General features: G+C 69.3%; 9 protein-coding genes. All 9 read right to left on the bottom strand.

Going from position 1 to position 16,233, the window contains the following annotated elements:
* Positions 1–64: 64 nt before the first annotated feature.
* The 9 genes from FH610_RS41490 to FH610_RS44960 all read right to left on the bottom strand — a co-directional run bounded on the left by FH610_RS41490 (position 65) and on the right by FH610_RS44960 (position 16,152).
* Positions 65–3,622: a lectin gene (locus FH610_RS41490; RefSeq protein WP_139580731.1), complete on the bottom strand. Its 3,558-nt coding sequence runs from the start codon at positions 3,620–3,622 to the stop codon at positions 65–67.
* 72 nt (positions 3,623–3,694) lie between these two features.
* Positions 3,695–4,546 carry a sugar phosphate isomerase/epimerase family protein gene (locus FH610_RS41485; RefSeq protein ID WP_139580730.1) on the bottom strand — a complete coding sequence of 284 codons (852 nt, stop codon included), beginning with the start codon at positions 4,544–4,546 and terminating at the stop codon, positions 3,695–3,697.
* The gene (locus tag FH610_RS41480; protein WP_139580729.1) at positions 4,543–5,766 is read right to left on the bottom strand and encodes a substrate-binding domain-containing protein; all 1,224 of its coding nucleotides are present in this window, start codon (positions 5,764–5,766) and stop codon (positions 4,543–4,545) included. The genes FH610_RS41485 and FH610_RS41480 overlap by 4 nt, the downstream gene beginning before the upstream one ends.
* A gap of 14 nt (positions 5,767–5,780) precedes the next feature.
* Positions 5,781–6,713, bottom strand: a complete 933-nt coding sequence (locus FH610_RS41475; protein WP_139580728.1) for an ABC transporter permease — start codon at positions 6,711–6,713, stop codon at positions 5,781–5,783.
* Positions 6,710–7,711, bottom strand: a complete 1,002-nt coding sequence (locus FH610_RS41470) for an ABC transporter permease (protein ID WP_139580727.1) — start codon at positions 7,709–7,711, stop codon at positions 6,710–6,712. The genes FH610_RS41475 and FH610_RS41470 overlap by 4 nt, the downstream gene beginning before the upstream one ends.
* Positions 7,708–9,132, bottom strand: a complete 1,425-nt coding sequence (locus tag FH610_RS41465; RefSeq protein WP_205826432.1) for a sugar ABC transporter ATP-binding protein — start codon at positions 9,130–9,132, stop codon at positions 7,708–7,710. The genes FH610_RS41470 and FH610_RS41465 overlap by 4 nt, the downstream gene beginning before the upstream one ends.
* 712 nt (positions 9,133–9,844) lie before the next feature.
* Positions 9,845–11,674 (bottom strand): ThuA domain-containing protein, encoded by a 1,830-nt coding sequence (locus FH610_RS41460; RefSeq protein WP_139580725.1) that lies wholly within the window; start codon positions 11,672–11,674, stop codon positions 9,845–9,847.
* A 117-nt stretch (positions 11,675–11,791) separates the two neighbouring features.
* Positions 11,792–14,668: a PQQ-dependent sugar dehydrogenase gene (locus FH610_RS41455; protein ID WP_139580724.1), complete on the bottom strand. Its 2,877-nt coding sequence runs from the start codon at positions 14,666–14,668 to the stop codon at positions 11,792–11,794.
* A 131-nt stretch (positions 14,669–14,799) separates the two neighbouring features.
* Positions 14,800–16,152 carry an RICIN domain-containing protein gene (locus tag FH610_RS44960; protein WP_139580723.1) on the bottom strand — a complete coding sequence of 451 codons (1,353 nt, stop codon included), beginning with the start codon at positions 16,150–16,152 and terminating at the stop codon, positions 14,800–14,802.
* Positions 16,153–16,233 lie beyond the last annotated feature (81 nt).

The raw sequence follows: 16,233 nt of genomic DNA, 5'->3' as shown, positions 1-16,233 counted from the left end.
GGCGAAGAGAGAGCCGGCCCGCCGAGGGGCGGACCGGCTCCGGATCTCGGGCGTCAGATCTGTGTCAGACGCGGGTCCACTTCTGGTTGTTCTGGCCGTTGCACGTCCAGATCAGCACCTTGGTGCCGTTGGCGGTGCCGCCGCCGTTGACGTCCAGGCACTTGTTCGCGCCGACGGCGGTGATGCTTCCGTCGGAGTTGAGGCGCCACTTCTGGTTGTTCTGGCCGTTGCAGTCCCAGATGATCACGCTGGCGCCGTCGGCCGTGCTGCCGCCGTTGACGTCGAGGCACTTGTTGCCGTAGACGCGCAGCTCACCGGCGGTGGTGGTGGTCCACTGCTGGTTGGGCTGGCCGTTGCAGTCCCAGATCTGCGCCTGGGCGCCGTTGGCCTGCGAGGCGCCGTTGACGTCCAGGCACCGCCCGGAGCCCACACCCTTGAGGGCGCTGGTGCTGCCCGACGGCGACGACGGGGACGGCGACGGGGACGGGGACGGGGATGCGGACGGGGACGCGGACGGCGAGGGGGAGGGCGAGGGGGACCCGCCTGCCTGTCCGACACCCTTGCCGACGAAGGTGAACGAGTCGACGTCGAACGCGTTCGCCGAGGGCGCCTTGAACACGACGTAGAGATTGCGGGTGCCAACGGGGTCGGTGACCCGCACCGCCGGAAGGGACACGTAGGTGTTCCATCCCCCGGTCGCCGGCACGGTGCTGGAGGCGATGAGCGTCCCGGTCGGCGAGTCGGCGTGCAACTCGATGGACGCCCCGGTGCTGGACGGCGCCGAGACACGGAAGGACACCGAGTCGATCCCGGACAGGTTGATCGGCGTGAAGGAGATCCAGTCGTTGTTGGAGACGTCGCCGACGCGTCTGCCGCCCTCGGCCCCGGGCTCGTCGACGACCCGGATACCGGACGAGCCGGTGAAGTGCTCGGCCTGCTTGTGCTTGGGCTGCAGGGTGATGCCGGCGCTGCCCTTCAGACCGCCCTTGTCGGTGTAGTCCGCGCCCAGGACGTAGTAGACGTTGGAGGCCTCGTCATGGCCGGAGGCCGTGGTCGTGACCGTCCCGGAGCAACCGGTGTACTGGCCGGTGTCGTGCGCGTGCTGGTCGTGGCCGAGCGCGGTGAACACATTGACCTTGGTGCAGTCGACGGTGCCGTCCTCGGGGTCGGTGACGTTGACCGTGTAGGACACCCGGTCGCCGAAGTCGATGAATCCGCCGTCCGGCGGAGCCGAGAAGACGACCTTGGGACGGGTGTTGCCGACGACGATGGGCAGCGTGACACTGCCCGTCTTCCCGCTCGCGTCCCGTACGGTCAGCCTGGCGTTGTAGGTGCCGTTGGCGTTGTAGGTGTGGGACGGGTTGGCGCTGGTGGAGGTCCCGCCGTCACCGAAGTCCCAGCTGTAGGTGATCGCGTCGCCGTCGGGGTCGGACGAGCCGGCCGAGGAGAACGCCACCGTCAGCGGCGCGTTGCCCGAGTCGGGGTCGGCGCTCGCCTTGGCGACGGGAGCGCGGTTCCCGACGACGTAGTCGATCCGGTAGATGCTGTCATCGGTGTTCTCGTGGCCGAAGCCGTTGCCCCAGTCGGCCATGTACAGGGCGCCGTCAGGGCCGAACTTCATGTCGATCGGCGCGTGCGGGGCGATCTGCGCGACGAAGGGGTTGATCTTCAGGAGGTTGCCCGAGGAGTCCAGCCGCAGTTCCTTGACGAAGTTGCGGCTCCAGTCGTAGAAGAACGGCGTCTTGTCGAAGTACTCCGGGAACTTGCGGTCGGAGCTGCCGGTCGCGTCGTAGTGGTAGAACGGACCGCCCATCGGGGCCGCCCCACCACAGCAGTTGATCTCGGGGAACTCGGCGGAGGCGTGGTAGTTGTACCAGATGGTCGCGGACTTGGCCGCGGGCAGGTTGGTCAGCCCGGTGTTGTTGGGGGAGTTGTTGACGGGCGCCGAGCAGTTGAACTTCGCGCCTGAGGTGTTGGTGGCGAAGTTGAAGTCGTTGAACGGGATGTTGTTCCCGACGCAGTAGGGCCAGCCGTAGAAGCCCGGCTCCTTGATCAGGTTCCATTCGACGGTGCCTTCGGGACCGCGGTTGGCGTTCGCCGCTCCCGCGTCGGGACCGTAGTCACCCACCGAGATCCAGCCGGTGTCCTTGTCGACGGAGAAGCGGAACGGGTTGCGGAAGCCCATCGCGTAGATCTCCGGCCGCGTCTTGGCGGTGCCCGGCGCGAACAGGTTGCCGGACGGGATCGTGTAGGTGCCGTCGGACTCGGGGTGGATGCGCAGGATCTTGCCGCGCAGGTCGTTGGTGTTGGCCGCGGACCGCTGGGCGTCGTAGTGCTCCCGGCCCGGCCGCTCGTCGATCGGGGTGTATCCGCTGGAACCGTTGGGGTTCGTGTCGTCGCCCGGGCCGATGTACAGGTTGCCGCCCGGCCCGAACGCGAGGTAGCCGCCGGTGTGGCCCGGCTCGTCGACGTTGCGGTACGCCGGAACCTCGATGATCTTCTTCTCGCTGGACAGGTCGAGGCTGGTGCCGTTGAAGGTGAACCTCGACACCCGGTTCACCTCACCGCCGTTGGACGGCGAGTAGTTGATGTAGATCCAGCCGTTGGTGGAGAAGTTCGGGTCGAGCGCCAGCCCGATGCCGCCGTCCTCACCGCCGTCGTACACGGACAGGGTGCCGATGACGCGCGTGCTCCCGCCGCCCGCGGGGATCAGGTTCACCTTGCCGGAGCGCGAGATGTAGAAGACCCTGCCGTCGGCGGCCACGTCCAGCTCCATCGGCTGGTCCGGCGCGCCGTCGAGGGTCACCTTCTGGAACCGGGCCGAGATCGTGCCGCCGCAGTCACCGGCCTCGGCGCCCGCCGCCCACTTCACCGCGCCCAGCAGGTGCTGCTTGAACAGCGGCTCGGAGTAGGAGGACGCGTTGTGGCCCATCGCGGTGGCCCACACCCGGCCGCCCTCCGGGTTGTGACACCAGGAGATCGGGTGGTCGGCGCCCATCTTGTACGAGCCCGCGTCATAGGTGGTCTCGTCCGCGGTCACCAGCACGTGCACGGAGCCGCGCATGTTCTTGTCGAAGTTGTACCACTCCTCCGTACGGGTCCACCTGTCCGGCAGGCCCTTGGTCGAGGGGTGGACCTTGTCGGCGACCTTGGCGGTGCCCTGCACGATCGACGAGTGCTGCGTCATGTGCGCGCCGGCCAGCACGGTCTGGTCCCACCAGGGGAACTGCGACTCGATGTTCATGTCGACGGCGTTGTGGATCGCCACGACGCCGCGGCCGCTGCGCACGTAGGCCTGCATGGCCTGACGCTGCGCGTCGTTGTCCCATACCATGCCCGAGGTCTGGAGCATGATCACCGCGTCGTAGTTGTTGAGGTTCGACGTGGTGAAGACGGTGGAGTCCTCACTGCGGTCGAGCTGGAAGTTGTTGTCCGTCGCCAGCTGCTGGAACATCGCGGTGCCGGCGGGGATGGAGTCGTGCCGGTAGGCGCCGCTCGCGGTCTTGCTGAACAGCAGCACCTTGAACTGCGGAGCGGCCGCGTGCGCGACCAGCGGCACCGCGGACAGCAAGAGCCCTAACAGGGCCGCGGCCAGGGCGGGGAGCAGGCGTGATCTTCGCATGAAAAATCTCCTGGGGGGTTTACCGGGTAACGGTCGGAGCCGAAAGAGTGCGAAGGCGTGAGCCGTCTCGGCTCAGGGGGAGGGTCGGGTGGTCAGGTCGAGGGTGCGGAGGAAGGCGAGGCCTTCGGTGGCGAGGGCGTCCTGGCTGGGGGCGAGGGGACGCCAGACGGATGCGGCGGTGGCGATGGTCTTGTTGTCGGCGGTGAAGGACTCGATCACGAGCGGGCCGCCGTAGTTCGCGTCGCGGACGGCCGCGGCGAAGCCCGTCCAGTCGAAGTGGTCGCTGCCGGGGGCGCCACGGTCGGTTCCGCATACCTGGAGGTGCGCGATCCTGGTGCCCGCCAGCCGGACGGCCTGGAGAGGATCCTTCTCCTCGATGTTCATGTGGTAGGTGTCGAGGGCGAGCCCGCATTCCTCGGGGAGGGCTTCGAGCGCCTGCTCGACGGTGTTGACGACGCTGGTCTCGTATCGGTTGAGCGGTTCGACGCCGATCCGGACCCCGCGCTCGGCGGCGTAGGCGACGACCGGTTTCAGGTTCTCCCGCAGCTCGCCGTAGACCGCGCGCCGCTCGTCCGGGCTCATCCGCCAGGCCCGGCCGACCGAGGCGTACGCCGGCCCGCTGACCGCCGGCGCGCCGACGGTCGTCGCCACGTCCACGCAGTGCCGCAGGTAGTCCTGGGTCTCCCGGACGACCTGCGGCGGGGCGTCGACGAGCTCGCGTCCCGGCGGCATCGTGAGCACGACCGACGCGCCGAGCCCGAGTCCCTCCAGGAGGGCCGCCGCCCGCTCCGGGTCCCAGTCGCCGGGATGCTCGACCGGCAGTTCGACGACGTCGAACCCCCAGTCCGCGATCCTCGGCGCGAGGCGGGCCAGGGTCTCGTCGGTGAGCGGCGAGACCCAGACCCAGGTGTTGACCCCGATCACGACGTGCCGCCCCACTTCTCGGGGTAGCCGGGCAGGTCCTCACAGCCGCAGAGGGCGTAGTGCAGCGGCGGCATGCCGGGCTTGAGGTAGGTGGCGAGGTTCTCCTGCGTGATCGCAGGCTGCGGCAGGTTCCAGACCTTCGGCACCTGCTCGCCCTTGAGGATCTTGAGCGCCGCGATGACGGGGGTCCGCCACTGGTACGTCGGGTAGGTCGGCGCGATCGCGGTCAGCTTCGCGTCGCTCCATTTCTTCAGGAAGTCCTGCTGGTCCTCGCCGTTGATCGGCGGCACGGGCTGGCCCGCGTCCTCGAACGCCTCGACGGCCGCGACGGCGGTGGCGCCCGCGTCCATCCAGACTCCGTCGATCTTGCCGTACCGCTGGATGTAGTCGCTGACGACGCTCTTGGTCTTCGCGGCGTCGCCGTCGGTGAACTCGACGCCGACGACCTGGAGGTCGCTCTTGTCGAACGCCACCTTCGCCGCCGACCACCGGGTCTCCAGCACGTCCACGCCGGGCAGGATGCGCAGGGCCAGGATCTTCCCGCCGGCCGGCACCTTGTCGACCAGGAACTCGGCCGCCGCGGCGCCGAAGGCGTAGCCGCCGATCGGCTTGATGAAGGTCACCGGGCAGTCGGTCTGGACGCCCCGGTCGAACACGATGACCGGCACCTTCGGGCAGGCTCCGGACACCGCGGGGGTCAGCGTCGCCGTGGTGTTGGGCGAGACGATCAGCGCGTCGCAGCCCTTGCCCTGCAGCTCCGCGATGTCGGAGATCTGCTTGTCGTCCTTGCCCTCGGCGTCGAGCGCGGTGAACTCCGTGATCTCCTTGTGCAGGGCGACCTCCGCCTGCATGGTCTTCCAGCCGACCTGCCGCCAGGGGTTGTCGACCGCGGCGTTGGAGAAGCACAGGTGGTAGGGCCCGGCCTTCTTGAACTCGGCGGTGTCGACGAGCTGGGGATCGATGCTCTGCTCCCACGGCTTGTCGGACGGGCCGGTCGCCTGGGCCTTGCGCATCGCCATCTGGGCGTCGTAGTCGGCCTGCACGAAGAACTTCGACTGCTCCCCGGTGCCCTTGTCCGCCGGTCCGGCGGACCCGGCCGGCGCCCCGGCGGACGCCCCGGAGGCAGAGGGCGCGGGTTTGTCGCTGGTGCACGCCGCCACCGGCAGCGTCAGCACGGCGAGCGCGGCGGCGGCGAGGAACCGCCGCGAATATGAACGCATCGTCTTCCTTCCCTTTATGAAGCGGCCGCGGCTCTTGCGCGCGGGAAGCGCACGGCTCCCAGCGCCACCGCGGCGATGATGATCACGCCCTGTACGGCCGGCTCCAGCGCCCCCGAGATGCCGTACAGGTTGAGCAGGGTGAACAGCGCCTCCAGAGTGAAGGCGCCGGCCATCGCGGCGGCCACGGAGCCGCGGCCGCCTCCGAGGGCCACGCCACCGAGCACCACAGCGGTGATGGCCTGGAACTCCAGGCCCTTGCCGACCTGCGCGGACACTCCCGCGAAGCCGCCGAGCAGGATCGCGGCGACCGCCGCGGACAGCCCGGAGATCATGAACGCCACCGTCCGGACCCGGGCGACCCGGACCCCGGACAGCGCCGCGGCGCGGTCGTTGTCCCCGGCCGCCACCAGCGTGTGGCCGAACCCGGCGCGCATCGCGCAGACGGCGGCCGCCGCCACCGCGGCGAGGATCAGGACCGACCAGGGCACCGGGCCGAGGCTTCCCCGGCCCAGCTGGCGGAACTGCTCGGAGAGGGCGCCCCGGGGCGAGCCGCCCGTCCAGAGGAAGACCGCCCCCGACAGGATCAGCAGCATGCCGAGGGTCGTGATGAACGACGGGACGCGGAGCAGGGTGGTGACGATCCCGTTGACCAGGCCGACGATCAGCCCGAAAGCGATCATCAGGGCCAGCACGGGCCAGGTCGCCTCCGCCGAACCGTCGATGAGCCGGGCGGCGATCACCACCTCGGCGGTGACGAGGGAGCCGACCGACAGGTCGAACTCGCCGGACACGATGACGAAGTACTGCCCGGCCGCGAGGATCACCAGCGGCGCGGCCCGTTTGACGAAGGCGAGGAAGGCGGGCGGCTCCAGGAAGTACGGGTTCACGATCGCGATCGCGACCAGCAGCCCGGCCAGCACCACGAAGATCGGCAGCGCTCGTCTCATCTGGTCCGCCTCCTGCGGGCGTAGATCGCCAGGGCGGCCACCAGGATCACGCCCCGCACGACGTCCTTGGCGAAGGAGTTGACCTCAAGCTGGTTGAAGATGCTGTCGAGGACAGCCAGGAGCAGGACTCCGCCGACGGTCCCGGCGACCCCGCCGCGGCCTCCGGCCAGCGCGGTCCCGCCGAGCACCACCGCCGCGATCGACTCCAGGTCGTACCCTCCGTCGGTGCCGACGGTCGGCGCTCCGGCCCCGAGCCGGGAGGCGAGCAGCAGCCCGGCGATACCGGCGCAGACCGAGCAGAGCACGTGGGCGGCGACCACGACCCGCTCGGTGCGCACCCCGGAGAGGCGCGCCACCTCGGTGTCCCCGCCCACCGCGTAGATCCGGTAGCCCAGCCGGGTCCGGCTGAGCAGGAGCCACGCGCCCGCCGCCACCGCGGCCCACAGCAGCGCCGACACCGGCAGCGGCCCGATCCGGTCGTACCCGAGGTGCTGGAAGGACTCGGGCACGCTGCCGGCCGGTCCGTCGTACCGCGCGTCCAGCGCGCCTCTGATCACCAGCGCGACCCCGAGCGTGGCGATGAAGGCGTGCACCCGGAGCCGGGTGACGATCAGGCCGTTCACCAGCCCGGTCAGCGCGCTCACCGCCAGCGCCGCGGCGACCGCGACCGGCACACCTGTGTCGGAGCCCGCCATGATCTCGGCCGTAACCAGCGAGGTCAGGCTGATCAGGTAGGCGACCGAGAGGTCCAGGCTGCCGGCCAGGATCACCAGCGTCTGGCCGACCGCGACGATGCCCAGCGCCGCCGACCGCTGCTGGATGCCGACGATGTTCTCCTGGCTGAGGAACGCCCCGCCGTCCAGGGCGAAGACCAGCCAGCCGAGCACGACGAGCAGGGCCAGCGCGACGTAGACGGGCCGGGCGGGCCGGTCGGCGGAGAGCCTCCGGATCAACGAGCCTCCGGCGGGGACCGGCCGGAGTTTCAGCTGCTGGGTCATGACGCCGCCGCCAGGCGCATCACGGCCTCCTCGGAGGAGCCGGCGGGCAGCTCTCCGGCGACGCGGCCCTCCCGCAGCACCACGATGCGATCACTCATGCCGATGAGCTCGGGCAGCTCGGAGGAGATCATCAGGACGGCCATGCCGTCGCGGGCGAGTTCGCGCATCAGGTCGTGGATGGCGGCCTTGGCTCCGACGTCGACGCCGCGGGTGGGTTCGTCGAACAGCAGCACGCGGGGGGCCACCGACATCCACTTGGCCAGCACGACCTTCTGCTGGTTGCCCCCGGACAGCAGCCGTATCTCCTGGGCGGGCCGGGGCGGGCTGAGCCGCACGCGCTCGAGCAGCCGCTCGATCCCGTTGCGGGGCGCCCCGGTGGCCCGGGCGACCAGCAGGGCGTTGTCGCGCACCCGCTGGTTGGGCAGGATTCCCTCGGCCTTGCGGTCCTCGGTGACCAGGCCGATCCCCGCGGCGATGCCCTCGCGGACCGAGCGGGGCCGGCGGGGCGTCATCTCGCCGGTGGTGAAGGGCTCCGCGCCGAACAGCGCCTTGGCCAGCTCGGTGCGGCCCGAGCCCTGCAGCCCGGCCACCCCGACGATCTCCCCGGCGCGCAGGTCGAGGTCGATGCCGTGGAGCCGGGTGTTGCCGCCGCCGCGCACGCTCAGGATCACCTCTCCAGGAGGTCCGGCCGCGCGGGGCGGATAGTACGAGTCCAGCTCCCGGCCGACCATCAGGCGGACCAGAGCCGCGGTGTCCAGGCTCGACGCCTCCGCGGTGGTGACCCGGGCGCCGTCCTTGAGCACGGTGATCCGGTCGGCGAGGTCGAAGATCTCGCGAAGCCGGTGGGAGACGTACAGGACCGCGATGCCGCGCGCGGTGAGCCGCCGCACCAGCGTGTAGAGCAGTTCCACCTCGTGGTCGGCCAGAGGGGCGGTCGGCTCGTCCATCACCACGATCCGGGCGTTCAGCGACAGCGCCTTGGCGATCTCGACGACCTGCTGCCGCGCGACCGAGAGCCGGCGGACGAGATCGCGCGGCCCGAACGACTCCTCGCCGAGAGACTTCAGCAGCTCACCGGTGGCCGACTCCATCGCCGCCCGGTCGACCATGCCCCGCCGGACGGGTTCCCGGCCGAGGAAGACGTTCTCGGCGACCGTCCGCTCCGGCAGCAGGGTGAGCTCCTGGTAGATGATCGCCACCCCGGCCCGCTGCGCCTCGACCGGGTGCCCGAACGTCACGCTCCGGCCGTCGATCTCGATCGTCCCCTCGTCCGGCGCGTGCACGCCCGCGAGGATCTTCATGAGCGTCGACTTGCCCGCGCCGTTCTCCCCCACCACCGCGTGGACCTCGCCGGCGGACACCTCCAGGTCGACGCCGCCGAGCACCCGGACGCCCAGGAAGCTCTTGCCGATGCCGGTCATCCTCAGCACGCGGCCCGCCCTCCGGGACGCCGCGCCGTACGGGGTGGGGAGTCATGCACGGGGATCTCCTAAGCGGGGGGTGGGAGTCGTGCCGGGCCGGGCGTACGGTTCACCCGGCCGGCCGCCGGGGAGGAGGTCCCGGCGACCGGCCGGCGCGCGTTCCGCTCCGGTGGACGGGGTGTGACTCGGGCGGAGGTTCAACCTGCTCCGGCGGGAGCGGTCGAAACGATTCGGGAAGAAAATAGGTCTACCCAACTTTTGATGTCAAGCACGCTTATTTACTTGCCCGAGGAGACTTCTTCTCTCCCACCCACACACAGTTTCGCCACCTTCCTGCGGAAGTCGCCCTCTCGCAGGAAAATGACCGTGCCATAGCGTCCCAAATACCCTCAAGCCCACGAGAAGTGGAGGTCTTGTATCTAGGGGTTTGGAGCAAATGAGTATGAAACTTTCACAGCCATGTCGGGGGGAGTCCCGGCTTCTTGTCATACATGTGGGCCCTCTCCCTAGGCAGAGAGCCGCATACTCCTGACATGGGGGAAGGGGACTTCTGTAGCCATTTGGCGAAAAACCGTCGAATCGGGCACGCCATTCGTACTAAGAAAAAAACCGGCGCGGCCCCGATCAGGGCCGCGCCGGACGTGGTGTTGGGTGCGGCGAGGCGGAGTGGACCCCCGGGGTCCCCCGCCGCTCCCAGGTGGGACGGACCGCCTCAGACGCGGGTCCACTTCTGGTTGTTCTGGCCGTTGCACGTCCAGATCTGTGCCTTCGTGCCGTTGGCGGTGCCGCTGACGTCCAGGCACTTGTTCGCGCCGACGGCGGTGATGCTGCCGTCCGCGTTGAAGCGCCACTTCTGGTTGTTCTGCCCGTTGCAGTCCCAGATGATCACGCTCGTGCCGTCGGCGGTGCCGGCGCCGTTGACGTCGAGGCACTTGTTGCCGTAGACGCGCAACTCACTGGCACTGGTGGACGTCCACTTCTGGTTGTTCTGACCGTTGCAGTCCCAGATCAGCACCGTCGCACCGTTGTTCTGGGACGCGCCGTTGACGTCCAGGCACCGGCCCGACGCCACACCCCGCAGCGCGGTCGTGGCATTCGCAGGCGGCGACGGCGACGCGGAAGGGGACGGCGACGGCGACGCGGAGGGGGACGGCGACGGCGAGGGGGACGGGGAGGTCGATGGGCCGCTCAGTTCCTTGACCCGGATGTTTCGGAACGACGCCACATCGCCGGACCCGTGGTTCTGGATGCCGATGTATCCCTGCTGCAGGGATCGGGCCGGATCCGTGTTCGTGAAATCATTGATCTTGGTGCCGTTGAGGAACACCTGCAGCCGCTCTCCCTGGACGAGCAGTTCGTAGGTGTTCCACTGACCCGGCGGGTTCAGCGCCGCGTCACGTGCGGCGAGGTCGGCCGACTGGAAGCCGTAGATCGCCCCGGTCGTCTTGTCCGCGGTGTCGGTGGCGTCGATCTGGACCTCGTACCCGGTGTCGAGGGCCGTCTGGGGGTCGCTGGTGGCCGGGAACCCGACGACCACGCCGGAGTTGGAGTCGCCGGTCAGCTTCCAGTCGAGCTTGAGGGAGTAGGAGCCGAACTCCTTGGCGTTGTACCACAGCATGCCCATGCCGCCCTGGGAGGTCAGCGTGGCGTCGCTGTTGGCGAACGAGCCGGGCCCGGCCTGCGTCCAGCCGGTGGTCGACCCGTTGTACAGGGTCGTGTAGCCGGTCTCGGGACGGCAGTCGGCGTTCGTGGCCTTGGCCGCGTAGCGGATGCCGCCGAGCAGCAGGGTGCGGAAGTTGGAATCGGCGTACGACTCCTGGGTGTGCCCGAGACCGGTGTAGAACGACCGGCCGGACGCCTGCGGGTGGCACCAGGTGATCGGGTGGTCGCCCATGTTCCCGCCGCTGTAGCTGCTCTCGTTCAGGCTCTGCAGCACGTGCACGTTGGCGCGCGGGTTGGTGCGGTAGTTGTACCACTCGTCGGTGCGCGTCCAGGTCTGGCCGAGATGGGCCGTGGCCGCGTGCGCCCGGTCCTCGTTCCGTACGGTCGCCTGCTGGATGGCCGGGTGGTTGTTGAACCAGGCCCCCATCAGCTGCCCGTAGTAGGGCCAGTCGTACTCGGTGTCGGCGGCCGAATGCACCCCCACGTAGCCGCCTCCGCCGTCGACGTACGACTGGAAGGCGGTTTGCTGGGAGGCGTTCAGCACGTCGCCGGTGGTGCTGAGGAACACCACGGCCTTGTACTGCGCGAGGTTGCCCGAGGTGAACGCGTTCGCGTCCTCCGTGGCGTCCACGGCGAAGTCGTTGGCGGCGCCCAGTTCGCGGATGGCCTGGATGCCGGCGGGAATGGAGTCGTGCCGGAACGCGGCCGTCTTGGAGAACACCAGCACCTTGAAGGCGGCGGCGTGGGCGGGGATGGCGGGGATCACCGTCGCGGCGGCGGTGAGCGCCACCGCGGTCACCGACAGGCGTCGCAGCACGGATGTCTTCCGGTCGCTCCCCGCGATGCGCCCGAGCGCGGCGGGGGTCAGATGTCGCAGCATGGGTGTCCTTCCGTCGCGGCGCCCGGCGCGGCCCCCTTCTCTGGTCGAGGGCGGGGCCGTGCCGGGCGTCGCATCAAATGGTGGATCGGATGGTGGGGAGTGGCCTCTGGGATGGCGTCAGACGCGGGTCCACTTCTGGTTGTTCTGGCCGTTGCACGTCCAGATCTGTGCCTTCGTGCCGTTGGCGGTGCCGCTGACGTCCAGGCACTTGTTCGCGCCGACGGCGGTGATGCTGCCGTCCGCGTTGAGGCGCCACTTCTGGTTGTTCTGCCCGTTGCAGTCCCAGATGATCACGCTGGTGCCGTCGGCGGTGGCGCCGCCGTTGACGTCGAGGCACTTGTTGCCGTAGACGCGCAGCTCACTGGCACTGGTGGACGTCCACTTCTGGTTGTTCTGGCCGTTGCAGTCCCAGATCAGCACCGTCGCACCGTTGGTCTGGGAGGCGCCGTTGACGTCCAGGCACCGGCCCGACGCCACACCCTTGAGCGCGCTCGTGCTCTCCGCAGGCGGAGTGGGTGAGGCCGACGGTGACACCGGCGGGGAGGGCGAGGGCGAGGGCGAGGTGGGGGTGCCGGTGTCGAAGGTGAAGGCGTCCAGATCGAACAGGTAGCCCTGTCCTGTCGCTCCGCGGAAGACCAGGTAGAGCGTCGTCGTGCCGGACGGCGCGCCGCTGAGGTTCGCCGACACGTCGGTGAAGGTCTCCCAGCCGCCGGTGGCCGCCACGTTCACCGTACCCAGCAGCGTGCCGGTCGCGGAGCCCGCCCGCACCTCCAGCCGGCCGCCCACGCCACCGGACGACACCCGCGCGGTGATCTTCGTCGCGTTGCTCAGGTTGTAGGGCTGGAAGGAGATCCAGTCGCCGTCGTCGGTGAAGCCGACGGTCTTGCCGCCCTCGGCGGTGGTGTGGTCGGCCGTCTGCACGCCCTGCTGGGCGCCGAAGTGCTCGGCCTGGCGGTGCCGCGGCTGCAGCGTCCGGACGACGGTGGTGGTGAGGCCGCCCTTGTCGGTGTAGGACGCCTGCAGCACCCCGTAGATGTTGGCCGCCGAGTCGTGCTCACCGTCGACCGGCACCGCGATCGACCCGGAACACCCGGACTTGGAGGTGATCTGATGGGCGTGGCTGTCGTGCCCGAGGAAGTAGGTGACGGTCACCGTCGAGCAGTCGATGGTGCCGTCCTCGGGGTCGGACACGGCGACCTGGAAGGGCACCGTGTCGCCGAAGGAGAACAACTGCCCCTCCACCGGCGAGGTGAGCGTGACCGACGGCGCGGTGTTGCCCACGTTCACGGTCACACTCGCCGTACCGGTCAGCCCCTGGGGGTCACGGACGGTGAGGGTGGCGGTGTAGGTGCCGTCCGTGGTGTAGGTCTTGCTCGGGTTGGCCGCCGTGGAGGTGGTGCCGTCGCCGAAGTTCCACGAGTACGTCAGCCCACCGCCCTCGGGGTCGGAACTGCCCGCGGAGGAGAAGGTCACGGTCAGCGGAGCCGGTCCCGAGGTCTTGTCGGCGGAGGCCTTGGCGATCGGGTTGCGGTTGGCCTTGCCGATGTACTCGACCCGATACAACGCCTGATTGTTGCTTCCGGTGCCGTAGTCGAGCACGTAGAGGGCGCCGTCGGGACCGAAGGCCATGTCCATCACCTGGGTGCCGGTCCAGGGGAACGCGGAGATCTCCCCGTAGGCGCCGTCCGACTTGACCTCGATCGCCTTGATCCAGCGGCGGCCGTACTCACCGGCGAAGAACCGACCATCGAGCGCCTGCGGGAACTTGACGGACGAGTTCAGGTTCGGGTCGTAGCGGTAGACCGGGCCGCCCATCGGCGACTCCGACCCGGAGCCGAACTCCGGCGGAGATCCGGCGTCCCCGCCGTACCTGATCCACGCCGGCTTGGCCGCCGGCAGCGTGGTCAGCCCGGTGTTGCGGAAGGAGTTGTTGGTCGGCCCTCCCGTGCAGTTGTACTTCGGGCCGGTGCTGTTGGTGGCGAAGTTCCACTCGTTGTAGGTCTCGTTCGTGCTGTTCGACCCGGTGCAGTACGGCCACCCCATGTTCCCCGCGCTGGTGATGCGGTTGAACTCCACCTGCCCTTGCGGCCCGCGGTTGGAGTTGGTCGACCCCGCGTCCGGTCCGTAGTCGCCCAGGTAGACGACGCCGGTGGCCTTGTCCACGCTCATCCGGAACGGGTTGCGCAGGCCCATCGCGTAGATCTCCGGCCGCGTCTTCGCCGTCCCCGGGGGGAAGAGGTTCCCGCTGGGGATCGTGTAGGTGCCGTCCGGCTGCGGCTTGATCCGCAGCAGCTTGCCGCGCAGGTCGTTGGTGTTGGCCGCCGTGCGCTGCACGTCGTACTGGGGGTTGCGGTCGGTGCGCTCGTCCAGCGGCGAATACCCGGCCGACTCGAACGGGTTGCTGTCGTCGCCGGTGGTCAGATACAGGTTGCCGGCGGCGTCGAAGTCGATGTCGCCGCCCACATGGCAGCACATCCCCCGGTCGTTCGGCACCTCCAGCACGACCTTCTCACTGCTCATGTCGAGCGTGTCGTCGGACTTCAGTGTGAAGCGGGACAGGTTCAGGTGTCCCTTCCACTGGTCGAACTGCGACTGGGTGCCGTTGCTGGGCGCGTCACCGGTCGGCGTGCTGAGCCGTGGCGAGTAGTAGAGCCAGACGTAGCGGTTCGACGCGAAGTCTGGGTCGACCGCCACACCCTGAAGGCCCTCCTCGTCGTGGGTGTAGACGTTGAGCTTGCCGGCCACCTTCGTGTTGCCGTTGGCATCGGTCACGCGCAGCGTGCCGTCACGGGCCGTGTGGAGGACCGACCGGTTGGGCATCACGGCCAGCGACATCGCCTCACCCAGCTCCGAGCCGCCCGACGCGAGCGACACCTGCTGGTAGTCGGACGCCGGGATGGTCAGCGCGTTCGCCGGAGGGGAGGTGAGCGCCAAGGCTCCGGAAGTGATCAGCGCCATCGTGGTCAGCGTTGTGAGCCACGGACGTCGGGACATCGGTTTCCTTTCTGACGGTCAAGATCAGTTAGGGCAGAGCGCGCGCCGCCGCGCTGTTGCCGGAGTTCTGCTTCGTGCTCAGAGGGGTGCCGCCTCTGGTTCCCTCATCGGGTCGGACGACGAGGACGCCGTCAGACGCGGGTCCATTTCTGGTTGGTGCCGCCGTGGCAGGTCCAGATCTGGGTCTTGGTGCCGTTGGCGGTGCCGGCGCCGGACACGTCCAGGCACTTGTTCGCGCCGACGGCGGTGATGGTGCCGTCGGAGTTGAGGCGCCATTTCTGGTTGTTCTGGCCGTTGCAGTCCCAGATGATCACGCTGGTGCCGTCGGCGGTGCTGCCGCCGTTGACGTCGAGGCACTTGTTGCCGTAGACGCGCAGTTCACCGGCGCTGGTGGTGGTCCACTGCTGGTTGTTCTGGCCGTTGCAGTCCCAGATCTGCGCCTGGGCGCCGTTGGCCTGCGAGGCGCCGTTGACGTCCAGGCACCGCCCCGACGCCACACCCTTCAGTGCGCTCGTCGCGGGCGGAGGACCTGTCGGAGTCGAGCTGGGAGTCGCCGTCGGGCTGGCCGTGGGACTGGCCGTCGGGCCGCCTCCCGGCGGGTCGAGCGGGCAGCTTGCCATGTACTTGGAGATGCCGTTCGCGTTGGACAGCGTCGGGCACAGGAACGGCGCGTAACGGGTGTCCTTGTCGATGAACAGCTTCAGCCAGACCATCATGGTGCGGGCGAAGGCACCGGAGTTGCCCCCGCCGCCACCGGCGGGGAAGCCGTGGCCCTCGTTGGCGATCTCGACGTAAGCGCGCTCGACGTCGGCGGGAATCGTGTTGTAGGCGTTCTGGGCGTACTGCGGGGTCACCGTTCCGTCGGCCTGGCCGGCGAAGATGATCGTGGGGCTCTTGATGCCCGACAGATTGCCGTTGGGCACGTACGGCGCCTGCCCGACCGCGGTCAGGAGCGAGGGCCGCTGGGTGGCCGCGAGGAGTGCGCCTCCGCCGCCCATGGAGTGTCCGCCCACCGCCAGCCGGTCACGGTCGACCCGGTCGCGCACCGGGCTGCTGTTGACCAGGTAGTCCAGGGCGGCGAGCAACTGCGTGGCCCGGGCGTCGGCGTAGTCGTTGAGAGTGTTGGTCTCGATCCCGATCACGACGAAGCCGAACGAGGCGAGTCTCGGGCCCTGCCAGGCGTAGTAGCTCCAGGCGGTGTTGAAGCCCGGGGCGATCGCGATGGCGCCGAAAGTGCCCTGGCTGGTGTCGGTCGGGTAGTAGATGACCCCGCCGCCGAATCCGTTGCCCCTGGGGACGGTCACCTGGGCGGTGGCGAAAGGACCGCGGTCCGCGGCGATGCTCGCCGCGGTGGGGGAGGGCCCGCGCTCGTAGGGGTTGCCCGCCGCGGATGCGGCGGACGGTCCTGCCGCCAGGCCGGCGATCACCAGGAGAGCGGCCACGATCCAGGCGAGGATTCGGGTGCGCGGGCGTGGCGGTCTCATGGGGTACGCGTGGATGGCTCGGTGTGGAGCCGTCCCCGGGACTTCCTGTGAATGCACTGCCTGCTCCTGGGGGAGGGGGTT

The sequence above is a fragment of the Microbispora catharanthi genome, assembly GCF_006334915.2.
GTDB lineage: Bacteria > Actinomycetota > Actinomycetes > Streptosporangiales > Streptosporangiaceae > Microbispora > Microbispora catharanthi.
The sequence above is the reverse complement of the archived record's forward strand: the minus strand, read 5'-3'. Positions and strand labels throughout refer to the sequence as shown.

Coding starts and splice junctions, on each gene's coding strand:
- FH610_RS41490 (WP_139580731.1), bottom strand. CDS start 3,622: ATGCGAAGATCACGCCTGCTCCCCGCCCTGGCCGCGGCCCTGTTAGGG.
- FH610_RS41480 (WP_139580729.1), bottom strand. CDS start 5,766: ATGCGTTCATATTCGCGGCGGTTCCTCGCCGCCGCCGCGCTCGCCGTG.
- FH610_RS41475 (WP_139580728.1), bottom strand. CDS start 6,713: ATGAGACGAGCGCTGCCGATCTTCGTGGTGCTGGCCGGGCTGCTGGTC.
- FH610_RS41470 (WP_139580727.1), bottom strand. CDS start 7,711: ATGACCCAGCAGCTGAAACTCCGGCCGGTCCCCGCCGGAGGCTCGTTG.
- FH610_RS41465 (WP_205826432.1), bottom strand. CDS start 9,132: ATGACCGGCATCGGCAAGAGCTTCCTGGGCGTCCGGGTGCTCGGCGGC.
- FH610_RS41460 (WP_139580725.1), bottom strand. CDS start 11,674: ATGCTGCGACATCTGACCCCCGCCGCGCTCGGGCGCATCGCGGGGAGC.
- FH610_RS41455 (WP_139580724.1), bottom strand. CDS start 14,668: ATGTCCCGACGTCCGTGGCTCACAACGCTGACCACGATGGCGCTGATC.
- FH610_RS44960 (WP_139580723.1), bottom strand. CDS start 16,152: ATGAGACCGCCACGCCCGCGCACCCGAATCCTCGCCTGGATCGTGGCC.